Genomic DNA, 15,276 nt, shown 5'->3' on the forward strand with positions numbered 1-15,276 from the left:
GAGGTGAGGGCCATGATACTTTACGACATGATCGACAGCGGCAATTGCTACAAGCCGCGGCTATTGATGGCAAAGCTCGGCATTCCCTTCAGCCGCGTCGGGGTCAGCTCGCATACCGGCGAGACGCGCAAGGCCGACTACGTCGCCAAGAACCCGAACGCGATGGTGCCGCTGCTCGAGCTCGACGACGGCCGGCGCATCGCGGAATCCAACGCCATCCTGCTCTATCTCGCCGAAGGCACGCGCTTCCTACCGGCGGACAAATACGAGCGGGCGCTGGCCTACCAGTGGCTGTTCTTCGAGCAATACAGCCACGAGCCCTATATCGCGGTGCGCAAGGCGCTGCTCACCTTTCCGGAGAGGGCCAAGGACGCGACCCCGGAGCGACTGGCGCAGACGCTGGAACGCGGCAACAAGGCGCTCGGCGTCATGAACAAGCACCTGGAGCAGAACGCCTTCTTCGCCGGCAGCGCCTACAGCGTCGCGGACATCGCGCTCTATGCCTACACGCACACCGCCGAGAAGGGCGGCTTCCAGCTCGACGCCTATCCGGCCGTGGTGGAATGGCTGAAGCGGGTGGAGGCGGATAAGGGGCACGTGCCGATCGGGTGGCAGCCCTGAGCAGGTCTCACGGGTGCAACAACTAAAGAGGTCGAAGCTTTCCGGCCCAAATTTCAGCTAACGCCTGCTCGGCAAGCTTATCCAGCCGGCCGGCCTTGGCGTCGGCTTCGATCTGCTTATCCCATAAGTCGGCTTGAAGCGCCTCGAACCAGGCGGCAAACGCCTTGAATTCCGCTGGATCAAGATCGGTAACGAGTGCTTGGATTTGCTCGGGCTTGGTCATGTGGCGACTCTAACATGCGTGGGAGAGCACTGCCAAAGATAGGCAACAAAAAAGGCGGGCAATGCCCGCCTTCCTGTGCCGGTAGCCTGATCGGGAGCGTCGGGGCCGGGCCGGCAGCAATCCGCTGCTTCGACTTGTCGGGTCCTTCCGCTCCGGCGCGCTTATCGCGCGACCGTCAGTACATCCGTGACTTGCCGCGCGCCCCAGGCTCTCGCCCCAGTGCGCGCCTTTGCTTGCTCGCATTTTTGCGACGCCAAGCGATAACGCCCGGCTGCAAAATGCTTAAGCCAAATCAGGCTGCCTTGCTCAGAGATCCAGCAGCGGACTTGCCGGTGCGGCGGTCCTGCTCGATCTCGAAGTTGATCTTCTGGCCTTCGATGAGGCTGGTCATGCCAGCGCGCTCGACGGCGGAGATGTGGACGAAAACGTCCGCGCCGCCATTGTCAGGCTGGATGAAGCCGTAGCCCTTGGTGGCGTTGAACCACTTGACCGTACCAGTTGCCATGTAAAATGCCCTTCACATTTGCTTCGTTTGACCGGACCAAAGCCCGGCCGGTGGTATCGAAATTTTGGAGACGTCAGCAAACGCGAAGATCGCGAGGCCCGATCGATCGGCCAAATTCAATGCGTCGGATATAGTATGGTTCGCGGACGAAAACAAGATGGAGTTGCCGATGCGCGCGGCGACCGCGCTTAAGGCGCGACCCAATCGCATGGAAGTTTTGCGGCCATGCGTGCGTTGTGGTGAAAAAGAGATGCTCGCTGTTCCCGGAGAGGATCATGAAGAGAATTCTGCTTGCCGCCTGCCTGATGCTGATGGCCGCCGAGGCGCAGGCTGTATCGCGCTACGACCCCACACGCATGAGCTGCGATCGCGTGCAGGCGACAATCGCCAGGCAGGGCGCCGTCATCCTGCGCTACCAGTCGAGCCGCGTGCCGGGACTGCCGCTCTATGATCGCTATGTGCGCGACGAGCGCTTCTGCAACATGGGCGAGGTGAGGTCGAGGGCCTACGTGCCCAGTGCCGACAGCAGGTCCTGCCCCGTCTATGTCTGCAAGCGGCCGGACTTCGAGCGGCATTTCCGGCGCCGCCTCTTCCCGCAAGACTAGAACATCCGCGTTCGGCGAGCTTGTCAGAAACCGAATGAAGCCTGCGCGGCCGGCGGCGGGCCGACGCGCACGCCTTCCATGGCGAGCATCTTCTCCTTGGTCGCCGAGCCGCCAGGCGCGGAGAAGCCGCCAATCTTGCCGCCCGCGGCAAGGATGCGGTGGCACGGGATGACCAGCGGCACCGGATTGGCGCCGAGGGCGGCACCGGTTTCGCGCGCGAGCCCGGAATGGCCGGCCCGCTTGGCCAGCTCGCCGTAGGTGGTGGTCTCACCGAAGCCGAGCTTGCGCGCGGCGTCGTAGATGGCGAGGCGAAAATCGTCGACGCCGTCGAGATCGACCGGCACGCCGGAGAAATCGATATCCTCTCCGGCCGCATAGGCCTTGATCGACGCGATCAATTCGACCACCCATTGCGGCTGCCCGGTGGCGCTCGAGACACCGCCATGACGGAACAGCCGGCGCTCGACCGCTTCGCGGCTGCGTTCAGGCAGGCAGAGCCGGATCAGGCCCTTTTCGCTCCAGGCAATGCCCATGAAGCCGATCACTGTTTCTAACACTGCGTGGCCGGCCGTGATCGGTGATGCGTTTTCCATGATGGGCTCCTTTTCGCAAATCGCGAAAAACAGGTACATCTCCAGTACAGATAGGGAACAATATTCCAGTTTGCATCGAGTCCCGCCACCCGAAACCTGCATACCGGCCCCGATTGCCCGGTTGGAATCGCTGGTGTAAGGACTTTTTAACAACCGACAATCGGACCTGCAGGGCTTGGCAGCGAAAATCATCCTTACCGCGATCGGCGCGCTCGTTGCCGCTGCCGGCCTCAGCGGCTGTACTTCGACCTCGCAGATGAAGGCCACGCCCGCGCTTGCAGCGGCTTCGACGCCGGCCGTCGAGGACGACACGCCGACCGTCGCGCTGCCCGAAACAGTGGCCGTGCTGCCGGAGCCTTCCGGCCTCGCGCAGGTGCAGACGGCGGCTTTGACCGGCAATGCCGCAGCGTTGGTGACGCCTGGAGCGACGACGGCTGGCGCGCCATTGCCGCCGCCCGCGCAGCCGGGTGCCGCATTTCCGCCGCCGGCACAGCCCGCCGCGTTCGCCGGATCGACGCCTGTCGCCGGCCAGTTTCCGCCGCCGCCGGTGCTGATGGCCGGCGCGTCGCCGACCGGCCCCGCTTCGCTCAAGCAGGCCGCCGTTTACAAGACTGCCGGCGTTGCCATGCCGGTCACCGGCCAGTCGGCGAAAGTGGCTCCCATGCCGGGCGTTGAGCAGGTCGCCTATGTGGTGCCGCAGAACCCGGCGCTGCTTGCGCAACCGGCCCAGCCCGAACAGCATGCCACGGGCCCGCGCGCCGAGATCGAGCGGCTGATCGAGAAATATTCGGCGATCTACGAAGTGCCGGTCGATCTGGTGCGCCATGTCGTCAACCGCGAAAGCACCTTCAACCCGAAAGCCTATAATCACGGCCACTGGGGTCTGATGCAGATCAAGCACGCGACGGCGCGCGGCATGGGCTATGACGGGCCGGCGAGCGGGCTGTTCGACGCCGAGACCAATCTCAAATACGCGGTCAAATATCTGCGCGGCGCCTGGCTGGTCTCGGGCGGCAACGCCAAGCGCGCCGACACGCTCTACCAGACCGGCTATTATTACGACGCCAAGCGCAAGGGTCTGCTCGAGCAGACGGGCCTCGGCGTCGACCGCCGCCGCCTCCAGCCAGGCGCCTGAGCATCGGGCCCGGCTCTGCCTGGAAGCGTAGCAGTTTCGGGGCCGCGACATGCATGAGAAAAGTGGTCCTCGACCGCCAGGCCCCAACGACATCCGCCTTCGCAAGCTTCTCGACGCCACCCTGACCGCGCCGGATTGGCCGGAGGGGTTCGTCATGCGTTTATTCGAGCACAGGGATGCGCAGGCCCTGCATGCGCTGCTGGACGAGGCGTTCGACGATGGCGCCGAAGGCGCGTTCGACGAATGGTGGGAGCATATCTCGGGCGATGCCGAGTTCGATCCGGATCTGTGCTTCCTCGTCATCGACGGCAAGGGGCTGCTGACAGGCGCCGCGCTTTGCTGGACGTCCGGCTTCGTCAAGGATCTCGCCGTTCATCCGGACTCCCGGCGGCGCGGCATCGGCGAGGCGCTGATGCGGCACGTTTTCCTGAGCTTCCGCTACAGGGGCGCCGCCCATGTCGACCTCAAGACCAACACGGTCAGGAATACTGCCGCCTTCAGGCTCTACGAGCGGCTCGGCATGGTTCCGGTCGCCTGGGAAGGATAGCGTTCGCTGCGGCGGCACGACCGAATGCGCGTCCGCATTGTGAACCGCTTCACACAGGCTGACGTTAGGACATGCTAATGCGTCGTGGTGCCGGGCGGCCGATCGGCGGATCGACGCTGGCAAGGCGTCGGAGGAGGCTGTGCCGGCATGCGTCAGCCACTCCAAGGCGGGCTCCGGGGCGGCGGGTTTCGGAGCTCGCCCGCTTTGGTTTGAACGCCGCCCATTCCTCCAGCCAGATCTCAATCTTCCGCGTCCGTTCAGGGACCGGGACGCTGCTGATTTATGCGGAATGGCTCATATTGGAACCCAAAGCGGCGCTCCGCATTCAAGTGCTGGGTGGGCATCTGATCGACGCGCGCAGTCTCCGTCGCCGGCTCCAAAGGGAGGTCCACCGCCGTGAAGCTTTTTCATGCACTCTTGGCGCTGGCAGTCGGCGCGATGTTCGCGGTGGTTCCAGCCCGCGCGGTCGACCTGTCGATCGTGTCGGGCGACACCGGCAACGGCATCAAGGTGCTGCGCGAGATACTCGACCAGTATGAGAAGAAGAGCGGCAACAAGGTCAACATCGTCGTCATGCCGCCGTCGACGACCGACCAGTTCGGCCAGTACAAATTGTGGCTCGCCGCCGGAAACACCGACATCGACGTCTATCAGACCGATGTGATCTGGGCGCCGCAGCTCGCCAGCCAGCTCGTCGACCTGACCGCGGCGACCAAGGATATCGTGGCCAAGCACTTCCCCTCGATCATCCAGTCGCAGACGGTCGACGGCAAGCTGGTGGCGATGCCGATCTTCACCGACGCGCCGGCGCTCTATTACCGCAAGGACCTGCTCGACAAGTACGGCGCCAAGGTGCCGACCACCTGGAAGGAACTGGCCGATACCGCCAAGCTGGTCATGGACAAGGAACGGGCCGCCGGCAACAAGGACATGTGGGGCCTCGTTTTCCAGGGCAACGCCTATGAAGGGCTGACCTGCGACGCGCTGGAATGGGTGATGTCGAATGGCGGCGGCCAGATCATCGAGCCGGACGGCACCATCTCCATCAACAATCCAAAGGCGGCGGCGGCGCTCGACATGGTCAAGGGCTGGATCGGCACCATCGCACCGCCGGGCGTGCTCGCCTATCAGGAGGAGGAATCGCGCGGCGTCTGGCAGACCGGCAATGCGGTCTTCATGCGCAACTGGCCCTATGCCTATGCGCTGGGCAACGGCGCCGACGCGCCGATCAAGGGCAAGTTCGACGTCGCGCCGCTGCCGGCGGGCGAAGGCGCGCGCCCTGTCGCAACGCTCGGCGGCTGGAATCTCGCGGTCTCCAAATATTCCAAGAATCCGGACGCGGCGATCGACATGGTCAAGTTCATCGCTTCGCCCGAGATGCAGAAGTATAGGACGCTGAGAACCTCCAACCTGCCGACCATCCAGGCGCTCTATGACGATGCCGACATCGCCAGGGAGCAGCCGATCATCCCGCGCTGGAAAGAAGTGTTCCTCAACGCGGCGCCGCGGCCCTCGGCGGCGGTGAAGATCAAGTACAACGAGGCGTCGAGCCAGTTCTGGACCGCCGTGCACAAGACCTTGTCAGGCGAAGGCAGCGCCGCCGACAACCTCGCCGATCTCGAAGTGACACTGACCAAGCTGAAGGGCAGCGGCTGGTGAGCGCGGAGCCTGCGGGGGCAGGCTACGGCGTTCGTGCCAGCAGGGCAGGCACCGGCGGGTCCGTGCTGACGAAGCCGGACCCGCCGGGAGCGGCCGCTGCCGAGCGCCCGTCCTCGCGGCTGATGGCGCAGCGTGTGCGCTCGGCCTGGCTGTTCCTCACGCCGATGCTGCTGGTGCTGGCCGCGGTTGCCGGCTGGCCGCTGATCCGCACCGTCTATTTCAGCTTCACCGACGCCTCGCTATCGGACCTCGACGCCCGCCAGTGGGTCGGCTTCGCCAATTATTTCTCGATGCTGTCGATGCCGAGCGGCCGGACGCTCTATGACGGGCTGCTCGTCGACCCGGTGTGGTGGCGCGCCGTGTGGAACACGGTGCGCTTCACGGCGGTCTCGGTGATCTGCGAGACCGTCCTCGGCACGATCGTCGCGCTGGTGCTCAACGCCGAGTTCCCGGGCCGCGGCATCGTCAGGGCGGCGATCCTCATTCCCTGGGCGATCCCGACTATCGTCTCGGCCAAGATGTGGCAGTGGATGCTCAACGACCAGTTCGGCATCATCAATGTCGTGCTCATCAATCTCGGCCTGATCCATGCCAAGATCGCCTGGACCGCCAGCGCCGACACGGCGATGGTCGCGGTGCTGATCGTCGACATCTGGAAGACGACGCCGTTCATGGCGCTGCTGGTCCTCGCGGCGCTGCAGATGCTGCCGCGCGAGATCATCGAGGTGGCAAGGCTCGACGGCGCCAATCCGTGGCAGATCTTCTGGCGGGTGACCCTGCCGCTGATCCGCCCGGCGGTGATGGTGGCGGTGATCTTCCGCGCCCTCGACGCGCTGCGCATCTTCGACCTGATCTATGTGCTGACGCCCAACAATGTGCAGACCAAGTCGATGTCGGTGTTCGCGCGCGAGAACCTGTTCGAGTTCGACAAGTTCGCCTACGGCTCGGCCGCCTCGACGCTGCTCTTCCTGATCCTTGCGCTGCTCACCATTTCCTACATCCGCCTCGCCCGGATAAGCCTGGACGGAGGCCGCTGATGCCAATGCTGAAGCGCGCGGCCTTCTACCTGCTGGTGGCGGCAATCGTCTTCATCGCCGTCTTCCCGTTCTACTACGCCATCGTCACCAGCCTGAAATCGGGAACGGAGCTCTTCGAGGCGGCTCTCTGGCCGCATACGATCAGGCTCGCCAACTACCGCAACGTGCTCACCGAAGGCACCTTCCTGCGCAACCTTATGAACTCGCTGGTCGTCTCGGGCGCCGTCGTGCTGATCTCGCTGCTGCTCGGCGTCACCGCCGCTTATTCGCTGGCGCGCATCCGCTTTCGCGGCCGCTCGGCGCTGATGCTCGCCATCCTGTCGGTGTCGATGTTCCCGCAGGTGGCGGTGCTGGCCGGCCTGTTCGAGATGATCCGCTGGGCCGGCCTCTACAATTCGCTGATCGCGCTGATCTTCTCCTACATGATCTTCACCCTGCCGTTCACCGTCTGGGTGCTCACAACCTTCGTGCGCGACCTGCCGGTCGAGATCGAGGAAGCGGCGATCCTCGACGGCGCGACGCCCTGGATCATCATCAGCCAAGTCTTCCTGCCGCTGATGTGGCCGGCGCTGGCGACGACGGGGATGCTCGCCTTCATCGGCGCGTGGAACGAGTTCCTGTTCGCGCTGACCTTCACCTCCAACAATGCGCAGCGCACCGTGCCGGTGGCGATCGCGCTGCTGTCCGGCAGCTCGCAGTTCGAGATTCCCTGGGGCAACATCATGGCCGCATCGGTCATCGTCACCGTGCCGCTGGTGGTGCTGGTGCTGATCTTCCAGCGCAAGATCGTTTCCGGCCTCACCGCCGGCGGCGTCAAGGGCTAGGCGCGGACACCGACGCAACCGCGGTGACCCGCATCGCGTTGGAATTGGCAGAGGGGCTGTACCGGATCGGAGATTTCAGATGAAAACGCTTCTGACCCTGGCCGCCGTCGCCCTGCTTGCCGGCGCGCCGGCCGCTTTTGCCCAGTCGGACGACACGGATGCGGTCGGCCCGATGGTGACCGAGAACAAGGTCGACACGCAGACCTTCGTCGCCACCGTGCCCAACGCCAACGAATTCGAAATCCAGTCGAGCAGGCTGGCCGAGGAGAAATCAGCGTCGGCCGATGTGAAGGCCTTCGCCAGGCAGATGATAGAGGACCACACCAAGGCCGGCGAAGACTTCAAGGCGGCGCTCAGCCAGGGCCAGACGACCGCCTCGATCAAGCCCGCCGGCCCTGCGCTGCAACCCGAGGAGCAGCATTTGCTCGGCGAATTGAAGAACGCCAGCGGCAAGGAGTTCGACCAGAAATACATCCGGATGCAACTGGACGCGCACAAGGACGCCGTCGCCCTGTTCAGCACCTATGCGAAGTCGGGCGACGACCCGGCGATGAAGGAATTCGCCAAGAAGACGCTGCCCACGCTGAAGATGCACGAGAAGCATGTGAAGGAACTGGCGGTGGCGCATCAGGGGTGAGGTCTTGATTGCGGGGAACGCAAATTCGCTCGTTCGGCGCATGCCGAGGTCTAGTTCGTCGTCATTCTATGGCAGAGCAAGGAGCGAAGCGACGCGCGCAGACCATAGAATCCATTCCGTGACGTTGAGGCGTTTCTACGATCCAGAATTCTGCTCCGTTGCACCCTTTGCGCGAGGTTACGGAATGGATCCTCGGGTCTACGCGTCCGCTTCGCTCCCGCTCCGCCCGTGGATGACGACGTTCGAGTTGCTTCGGCTGATTTTCAAGGGCCCGACCCTGGTAAACTGTCACCACCAAACGCCGGCGCCGCCCCTCATTGCCCTGCCGGGCATTTCTCCCCGTATAGTGACGGGGAGAAAGACGCTCTCGCCGATGCTTTCGCCAATCACCAGCGTTGCAGAATGGCGCCGGCGTCGCGGCCAGCTCCTTCTCCCCGTTCCACGGGGAGAAGGAGCCGGCAGGCAGATGAGGGGCGGCGCCGACATTTGAGGGGAAGTTCAAACAGTTGCGCAGGCCGCTTGCAGGCCGGAACATCGGCACAATCAAAGGATCATCCATGCCCAAGATCGACCTGTCCGCCGTGCCCATCCGCAAGGGCTCGGGCCACCCTCCACCCTTCGACCTCCCTTGCGCCGAACGCACCCGCCGCCGCCTAGCCGATGCCGGCGGCCTGCAGGATTTCGGCGTCAACTTGATGACGCTGCCGCCCGGCGGTTGGTCGAGCCAGCGCCACTGGCACAGCCATGAAGACGAGCTCGTCTATGTGCTGGAGGGCGAGCTGACGCTGGTCGAGGACGGCGGCGAGACTCTGCTCAAGGCAGGCGATAGTGCTGCCTTCGCCAAGGACAGCGGCAACGGCCACCACATGATCCACCGGTCGTCAGTGACGGCGCGCTACCTGGAAATCGGCTCGCGCAACCCGGACGATCTCATCACATGCTCCGACATCGACATGATGAGCCCGAGTTCGGATGGAAGGTTTCTGCACAAGGATGGGATGCCGTATTCGGGGCAGGGGTGAGGATGCGTACAGAAGGCGAGACCAGACAATTTTCGAGTCGGCGTAATTTCCACTTGTCTTTGAAGTAAAGTCGTCTTCAAATCCCCCAGGGATAGGGAGGGCGATTCATGAATAAGCGGCCTAAAAAATTCGTCGACCAAATTACGTCGAATATCGATAACCCGCGAAGTTACCAGAGATACTTTTCGACTACGCTGTTTCTAACCTTGGCGATGTTCGTTGCCGCTATGGCGCTGCCTCAGCTCGCCATTGCGGGATGCGCCGATATCCCTATGGCAGTGGTCGGTCCCATGACCGGCGATTGGGCGTACGACGGTGAGGAGATGCGGCGGGGCGCTCAGCTTGCGGTAGACGACATCAATGCCAAAGGCGGAGTACGCGGATGCAAGATAGCACTCACCGTCCTTGACGATAAGTATACACCGGCCACCGCGATTACTCTTGCAAAGAAATTGGCAAAAGACGGAGTTCGCTTTGTCATTGGCCACTTTAATTCAGGTAACTCTGTTCCCGCCGCGATGATCTATGCCAAGAACAACACTTTAATGATCAGTCCCGCATCGATAAATCCCGGCCTTACCGAATTCAATTTTTGGAATGTTCTCCGGACTGCAGGACGCGACGATGTTCAAGGGACGTTTGCCGGCGAATATATGGCCGATCATTTTCCGGCACAGAATCTTGCCATCGTTAGCGATGGTACGCCCTATGGTGACGGACTAGCGAACAAAGCAAGGAAAGCGTTGCGCGCAAAAGGCCATCCTGAAACCCTGGCCAAAAAGATCAAATATGGTCAAGGTGATTTCTCTGACCTTATCAACAAAATCAAATTGATGAAGGTCGATGTTCTTTTCTTTGCTGGGCTTGCTGACGATTTTGGCTCGATAATTCGCCAAACTAAGGAAGCTGGGTTAAAGGTCCAGTTTATCTCCGGAGATGGAGCTCTAGTCCACGATTTGCCAGGGAAAGCAGGACCCGCATTGGAAGGTGTCCTCATCGCGTTTTCGCTTGATGACCGCAGCAATCCCTCCGCGGCGGACGTGGTCGCGCGCTTTCGGTCTCAAGGATTTGAGCCGGCAGACTATACGCTGAAGTCCTATGCAGCGGTCCAAGTGGCGGCCGAGGGTATCGAAATGGCAGGGAGTCAAGCGCCAAGGGCTGTTGCCGCCTCGATAAAGTCCGGTCAGCCAATTCCGACCGTGTTGGGGAAGCTGACCTTCGATGCCAGGGGAGACCGGATTCAGCCTGACGTGACGATGTATGTCTGGAAGAAGCGGGCAGACGGCACGCTCAAGATGGATTTCCAGTCCCCATAGTCTAAGCGAAATACTCCTGTAGCGGCCGCACCTCCAAATTCCCCGCCCTCAACGCTGCAATCGCCTCGGCCACCGCCGCCGCGCCCGACAGCGTCGTGTAATACGGCACCTTCTGCATCAGCGTTGCCCGGCGCAGCGACTTCGAGTCCGACACCGCCTTCTGGCCGTCGGTGGTGTTGAAGACGATCTGGACCTGGCGGTTGCGGATGGCGTCCTCGATGTGAGGGCGGCCTTCGAGCACCTTGTTGATCTTTTCCGCCGTCACACCGTTCTCGGCGAGGAAGCGGGCGGTGCCGGAGGTGGCGAGGACCTTGAAGCCCTGGTCGGCGAGGCGTTTTACCGCCGGCAGGATGCCCTTCTTGTCCTCGTCGCGGACCGAGACGAACAGCGTGCCCGCGCGGGGAAGATCGACACCCGCGCCCAGCTGGCTCTTGGCGAAGGCCAGAGCGAAATCGCGGTCGAGGCCCATCACCTCGCCGGTCGAGCGCATTTCCGGCCCGAGCAGGATGTCGACGCCGGGGAAGCGGGCGAAGGGGAAGACGGCTTCCTTGACCGCGATGTGGCCGGGATTGCGCGGGTCGGGCATGGCGCCGTAATGAGCGAAGGCGTTCTCCAGCGTCTCGCCGGCCATGATGCGCGCGGCGATCTTGGCGATGGGACGACCGATGGTCTTGGCGACGAAGGGCACGGTGCGCGAGGCGCGGGGGTTGACCTCCAGCACGTAGACCGTGCCGTCCTTGATGGCGTATTGCACGTTCATCAGGCCGCCGACATTGAGCGCGCGGGCCAAGCTTGCTGTCTGGCGCTCCAGCTCGTCGACGAGGTTGGATGGCAGCGAATGCACCGGCAGCGAGCAGGCGCTATCGCCCGAATGGATGCCGGCCTCCTCGATATGCTCCAGGATGCCGGAGACGAAGGTCTCCTTGCCGTCGCAGAGGCAGTCGACGTCGACCTCGGTGGCGCCGGTGAGATAGGTGTCGAACAGAAGCGGGTTCTTGCCGAGCAGCGTGTTGATCTGGCCGGTCTTGTCGGCCGGGTATTTCTGCTTGATGTCTTCCGGCACAAGGCCGGGCACGGTGTCAAGCAGATAGGTCTGCAGCATGCCTTCGTTGTAGATGATCTGCATGGCGCGGCCGCCGAGCACGTAGGACGGGCGCACCACCAGCGGGAAGCCGAGCTCGGCGGCGACGAGGCGCGCCTGCTCGACCGAATAGGCGATGCCGTTCTTCGGCTGGGTGAGGCCGAGCTTGTGCAACAGCTTCTGGAAGCGGTCGCGGTCCTCGGCGAGATCGATCATGTCGGGCGAGGTGCCGAGGATCGGGATGCCGGCCTTCTCCAGCGCGTCCGCCAGCTTCAGCGGCGTCTGGCCGCCGAACTGGACGATGACGCCGACAAGCTCGCCGGAGGCCTGCTCGGCGCGCAGGATCTCCAGCACGTCCTCTGCCGTCAGCGGATCGAAATAGAGGCGGTCGGAGGTGTCGTAGTCGGTCGAGACGGTCTCCGGGTTGCAGTTGACCATGATCGCCTCGAAGCCGGCGTCGCGCAGCGCGAAGGCCGCGTGGCAGCAGCAATAGTCGAACTCGATGCCCTGGCCGATGCGGTTGGGGCCGCCGCCGAGGATGACGACCTTTTTCCGCGCTGATACCCGCGCCTCGTTGGCGGGCTCGCCGACGAACGGCGTCTCATAGGTCGAGTACATATAAGCGGTGGGCGAGGCGAACTCGGCGGCACAGGTGTCGATGCGCTTGTAGACCGGATGAACGTCGAGCTTTTCGCGCGCGTTCTGAACGTGCTCGGCGTCGGTCTTGGTCAGCGAGGCGAGGCGGGCATCGGAGAAACCCATCGCCTTCAGCATGCGCAGATTGGCGGCGTCCTCAGGCAAGCCATGCTCGCGGATGCGCTCCTCCATGGCGATGATGCCGCCGATCTGCTCGAGGAACCACGGGTCGATCTTGCACATGGCGTGCACGTCCTCGAGCGAGGTGCCCATGCGGATAGCCTGCGCCACCATGCGCAGCCGGTCGGGCGTCGGCGTGCCGAGCGCGGCGCGGATGGCGTTGCGATCGTCGACGTGATTGGCGGCGGCAGGCCCGTGGCCGATGCCGGGGATCTCGATCTCGTCCAGGCCGGTGAGGCCGGTTTCCAGTCCACGCAAAGCCTTCTGCAGCGATTCCTGGAAGCTGCGGCCGATGGCCATCACTTCGCCCACCGACTTCATGGCGGTGGTCAGCACCGGCTCGGCGCCGGGGAATTTCTCGAAGGCAAAGCGCGGGATCTTCGTCACCACGTAATCGATCGACGGCTCGAAGGAGGCCGGCGTCGCGCCGCCGGTGATGTCGTTCTCCAGCTCGTCCAGCGTGTAGCCGACGGCGAGCTTCGCGGCGACCTTGGCGATCGGGAAGCCGGTGGCCTTCGAGGCAAGCGCCGACGAGCGTGAGACGCGCGGGTTCATCTCGATCACCACCAGGCGGCCGTCGGCCGGGTTGACAGCGAACTGCACGTTGGAGCCGCCGGTCTCGACGCCGATCTCGCGCAGCACCGCGATCGAGGCGTTGCGCATCATCTGATATTCCTTGTCGGTCAAGGTCAGCGCCGGCGCGACGGTGATGCTATCGCCGGTGTGCACGCCCATCGGGTCGAGGTTCTCGATCGAGCAGATGATGATGCAGTTGTCCGCCTTGTCGCGGACGACCTCCATCTCATACTCCTTCCAGCCGAGCACGCTTTCCTCGATCAGCACCTCGGTGGTCGGCGAGGCGTCGAGGCCGGACTGGACGATGTCGTAGAATTCGGCGCGGTTGTAGGCGATGCCGCCGCCGGTGCCGCCCATGGTGAAGGAGGGCCGGATGATGGCCGGCAGGCCGACATGGTCGAGCGCCTGGGCGGCGACCGCCATGGCATGACTGATGTAGCGCTGCTTGCGGTCGCCTTCGCCGAGGTTCCAGCGCGTCTCCAGCGCATCGAGCGCGGCGTCGAGGTTCTCGGGGTGTTCCGCCTTCAGCGCGGCGCGCTCGGCCTCGTGGATCTTGCGGTCGGCGTCCTTGACCTCGGTGGCGTTAGCCAGCATCGAGCGCGGCGTCTCCAGGCCGATCTTGCTCATCGCCTGGCGGAACAGCGCACGGTCCTCGGCCTTGTCGATGGCGTGAGCGTCGGCGCCGATCATCTCGACATTGTAGCGGTCGAGCACGCCCATGCGGCGCAGCGACAGCGCCGTGTTCAGCGCCGTCTGGCCGCCCATGGTGGGGAGCAGCGCATCGGGGCGCTCCTTGGCGATGATCTTGGCCACCACTTCGGGCGTGATCGGCTCGATATAGGTGGCGTCGGCCAGCTCCGGGTCGGTCATGATGGTGGCCGGATTGGAGTTGACCAGGATGACGCGGAAACCCTCTTCCTTCAGCGCCTTGCAGGCCTGGGTGCCGGAATAGTCGAACTCGCATGCCTGGCCGATGACGATGGGGCCGGCCCCGATGATCAGGATCGACTTGATGTCGGTGCGTCTTGGCATTGGCGATTGGTTCCGTTCGGCGAGCGGCTTGCACGAAAAACCGGGCGGGGAGGACCCGGCCGGTTGTGCTTGCGATTCTGGTATCAGGCTAGGAGGGCCTTATAGGGAAGAGTTTTGGCGGATGTAACCCCGAAAATGAGGGGATAGGGCAGTGGGGGAGTAGGGCAGTAAGGGAATAAGGGAGTAGGCGAAAGTTCGATCGTGCGCAAACCTATTCCCCTATTCCCTTACTCCCTGACGCCTACTCCCCTAACGCCAGCGCGTCGGTGATCTCGAACCGCTCGGAAGTGCCGACGCGGATCATGTTCAGGCTGCCCTCGCGGGTGAAGCGGAACTCGTCGGGCGAGTCCGAGCCGGCCGGCTTGCCGTCGCGGAAGATGATGACGCGCGTGCCGCCGTCCGGCCAGGTCACGGTCACGGCGCTGTCGCCACCCTCGTGCGCGACGCTCATTTCGCAACGGGTCATCGGCTGGCCGACATGGCGCGCGCAGGGAATGCCGCCCTCGGCATCGGGGGTGTCGAATGCAGCCGTTGCCGAGGCCGCGAAGGCGAGGCCATAGGCATCCTGCATGGCGGTCACGCTGATATCGGCGGCGGATGGCGGCTCGGCCGGCTCGGCGCCGCCCAGGCGCGCCGCGATGTCCGGCGGTTCTTCGAAGGGCGCGTCGGCGTCCCGGGGCAGGCTGGCGTCGGTCGCCGGCGCGGCGGCATCTTCCGGCGCCGGCGCCGGATTGTTGGGGCTGAGATAGCGGGCGGGCACCCAACCGATGATGTGCGCGCCCTGCGTATCCTCGACCTTGCACCAGGGGTAGTTGTCGACGTCCTTGCAGCCGTAATTCTTCACGGCCGCGCCGTTCGGCAGGCGCGCCGCGATCTTGCCGCTCGGCGAAGCGGTAGCGCGGATGTTGAGGAGATCGTCCGGCGCCAGGCCGCCGATGATCGAAATGATCGTGCCCGGCGCTTCCTCGGCCAAGGCCGGCACGGCGGCCGTGAGCAAAGGAGCGGCGATCAGCAATGTCGATCGGAGCGCAACTTTGCGCCTCATTC

The 15,276-nt window shown here is 63.8% G+C and carries 15 protein-coding genes; 10 read left to right on the forward strand and 5 right to left on the reverse strand.

The annotated features are described in order from the left end of the window. The first annotated feature begins 12 nt into the window (after nucleotides 1–12). Entirely contained in the window at nucleotides 13–621 is a 609-nt protein-coding gene (locus tag EN874_RS28400) for a glutathione S-transferase family protein (RefSeq protein ID WP_127428026.1), read from the forward strand. Nucleotides 622–643: 22 nt separating this feature from the next. On the opposite strand, the gene EN874_RS28405 is transcribed toward EN874_RS28400, so the two are convergent. Beyond that, entirely contained in the window at nucleotides 644–844 is a 201-nt protein-coding gene (locus tag EN874_RS28405; protein ID WP_127428027.1) for a hypothetical protein, read from the reverse strand. Between the two features lie 292 nt (nucleotides 845–1,136). Continuing rightward, nucleotides 1,137–1,349, reverse strand: a complete 213-nt coding sequence (locus tag EN874_RS28410; RefSeq protein ID WP_126088109.1) for a cold-shock protein — start codon at nucleotides 1,347–1,349, stop codon at nucleotides 1,137–1,139. 275 nt (nucleotides 1,350–1,624) lie between these two features. On the opposite strand from EN874_RS28410, the gene EN874_RS28415 reads away from it, so the two are divergent. Next, nucleotides 1,625–1,954, forward strand: a complete 330-nt coding sequence (locus tag EN874_RS28415; RefSeq protein ID WP_127428028.1) for a hypothetical protein — start codon at nucleotides 1,625–1,627, stop codon at nucleotides 1,952–1,954. A gap of 23 nt (nucleotides 1,955–1,977) precedes the next feature. Here EN874_RS28415 and EN874_RS28420 read toward each other — a convergent pair whose 3' ends face one another. After that, nucleotides 1,978–2,547: a methylated-DNA--[protein]-cysteine S-methyltransferase gene (locus EN874_RS28420; RefSeq protein ID WP_127428085.1), complete on the reverse strand. Its 570-nt coding sequence runs from the start codon at nucleotides 2,545–2,547 to the stop codon at nucleotides 1,978–1,980. Nucleotides 2,548–2,722: 175 nt separating this feature from the next. Between EN874_RS28420 and EN874_RS28425 the strand changes: the two genes are divergently transcribed. The 8 genes from EN874_RS28425 to EN874_RS28465 all read left to right on the forward strand — a co-directional run bounded on the left by EN874_RS28425 (nucleotide 2,723) and on the right by EN874_RS28465 (nucleotide 10,724). Beyond that, complete coding sequence (locus EN874_RS28425; protein ID WP_127428029.1) at nucleotides 2,723–3,682, forward strand: lytic transglycosylase domain-containing protein; 960 nt, start codon at nucleotides 2,723–2,725, stop codon at nucleotides 3,680–3,682. Between the two features lie 49 nt (nucleotides 3,683–3,731). Continuing rightward, complete coding sequence (locus EN874_RS28430) at nucleotides 3,732–4,229, forward strand: GNAT family N-acetyltransferase (protein WP_127428030.1); 498 nt, start codon at nucleotides 3,732–3,734, stop codon at nucleotides 4,227–4,229. A gap of 396 nt (nucleotides 4,230–4,625) precedes the next feature. Continuing rightward, entirely contained in the window at nucleotides 4,626–5,888 is a 1,263-nt protein-coding gene (locus EN874_RS28435) for an ABC transporter substrate-binding protein (protein ID WP_245513738.1), read from the forward strand. Between the two features lie 122 nt (nucleotides 5,889–6,010). Further along, on the forward strand, nucleotides 6,011–6,925 hold the full coding sequence (locus tag EN874_RS28440) for a sugar ABC transporter permease (protein ID WP_127428087.1): 915 nt from the start codon (nucleotides 6,011–6,013) through the stop codon (nucleotides 6,923–6,925). Continuing rightward, nucleotides 6,925–7,749, forward strand: a complete 825-nt coding sequence (locus EN874_RS28445; RefSeq protein WP_127428031.1) for a carbohydrate ABC transporter permease — start codon at nucleotides 6,925–6,927, stop codon at nucleotides 7,747–7,749. Before EN874_RS28440 ends, EN874_RS28445 begins: the two co-directional genes overlap by 1 nt. 79 nt (nucleotides 7,750–7,828) lie before the next feature. Then, on the forward strand, nucleotides 7,829–8,386 hold the full coding sequence (locus EN874_RS28450) for a DUF4142 domain-containing protein (protein ID WP_127428032.1): 558 nt from the start codon (nucleotides 7,829–7,831) through the stop codon (nucleotides 8,384–8,386). Between the two features lie 557 nt (nucleotides 8,387–8,943). Further along, a complete protein-coding gene (locus EN874_RS28460; RefSeq protein WP_127428033.1) occupies nucleotides 8,944–9,408 on the forward strand; it encodes a cupin domain-containing protein in 465 nt (154 codons plus the stop codon). A 107-nt stretch (nucleotides 9,409–9,515) separates the two neighbouring features. Continuing rightward, nucleotides 9,516–10,724 carry a branched-chain amino acid ABC transporter substrate-binding protein gene (locus EN874_RS28465; RefSeq protein ID WP_127428034.1) on the forward strand — a complete coding sequence of 403 codons (1,209 nt, stop codon included), beginning with the start codon at nucleotides 9,516–9,518 and terminating at the stop codon, nucleotides 10,722–10,724. Between the two features lies 1 nt (nucleotide 10,725). Here EN874_RS28465 and carB read toward each other — a convergent pair whose 3' ends face one another. Both carB and EN874_RS28475 read right to left on the reverse strand, forming a co-directional pair. Beyond that, the gene (carB, locus tag EN874_RS28470) at nucleotides 10,726–14,229 is read right to left on the reverse strand and encodes a carbamoyl-phosphate synthase large subunit (protein ID WP_127428035.1); all 3,504 of its coding nucleotides are present in this window, start codon (nucleotides 14,227–14,229) and stop codon (nucleotides 10,726–10,728) included. Nucleotides 14,230–14,470: 241 nt separating this feature from the next. Further along, complete coding sequence (locus EN874_RS28475; protein ID WP_127428036.1) at nucleotides 14,471–15,274, reverse strand: SH3 domain-containing protein; 804 nt, start codon at nucleotides 15,272–15,274, stop codon at nucleotides 14,471–14,473. Between the last annotated feature and the right edge of the window lie 2 nt (nucleotides 15,275–15,276).

It is taken from the genome of Mesorhizobium sp. M1D.F.Ca.ET.231.01.1.1 (assembly GCF_003999155.2).
Classification (GTDB): Bacteria; Pseudomonadota; Alphaproteobacteria; order Rhizobiales; family Rhizobiaceae; genus Mesorhizobium.

Excerpts from the sequence above, each read along its gene's own strand:
- EN874_RS28410 (WP_126088109.1), bottom strand. The coding sequence starts at position 1,349 with ATGGCAACTGGTACGGTCAAGTGGTTCAACGCCACCAAGGGCTACGGC.
- EN874_RS28450 (WP_127428032.1), top strand. The coding sequence starts at position 7,829 with ATGAAAACGCTTCTGACCCTGGCCGCCGTCGCCCTGCTTGCCGGCGCG.
- EN874_RS28475 (WP_127428036.1), bottom strand. The coding sequence starts at position 15,274 with ATGAGGCGCAAAGTTGCGCTCCGATCGACATTGCTGATCGCCGCTCCT.
- EN874_RS28465 (WP_127428034.1), top strand. The coding sequence starts at position 9,516 with ATGAATAAGCGGCCTAAAAAATTCGTCGACCAAATTACGTCGAATATC.
- EN874_RS28460 (WP_127428033.1), top strand. The coding sequence starts at position 8,944 with ATGCCCAAGATCGACCTGTCCGCCGTGCCCATCCGCAAGGGCTCGGGC.
- EN874_RS28440 (WP_127428087.1), top strand. The coding sequence starts at position 6,011 with ATGGCGCAGCGTGTGCGCTCGGCCTGGCTGTTCCTCACGCCGATGCTG.
- EN874_RS28430 (WP_127428030.1), top strand. The coding sequence starts at position 3,732 with ATGCATGAGAAAAGTGGTCCTCGACCGCCAGGCCCCAACGACATCCGC.
- EN874_RS28405 (WP_127428027.1), bottom strand. The coding sequence starts at position 844 with ATGACCAAGCCCGAGCAAATCCAAGCACTCGTTACCGATCTTGATCCA.
- EN874_RS28420 (WP_127428085.1), bottom strand. The coding sequence starts at position 2,547 with ATGGAAAACGCATCACCGATCACGGCCGGCCACGCAGTGTTAGAAACA.
- carB (WP_127428035.1), bottom strand. The coding sequence starts at position 14,229 with ATGCCAAGACGCACCGACATCAAGTCGATCCTGATCATCGGGGCCGGC.
- EN874_RS28415 (WP_127428028.1), top strand. The coding sequence starts at position 1,625 with ATGAAGAGAATTCTGCTTGCCGCCTGCCTGATGCTGATGGCCGCCGAG.
- EN874_RS28445 (WP_127428031.1), top strand. The coding sequence starts at position 6,925 with ATGCCAATGCTGAAGCGCGCGGCCTTCTACCTGCTGGTGGCGGCAATC.
- EN874_RS28400 (WP_127428026.1), top strand. The coding sequence starts at position 13 with ATGATACTTTACGACATGATCGACAGCGGCAATTGCTACAAGCCGCGG.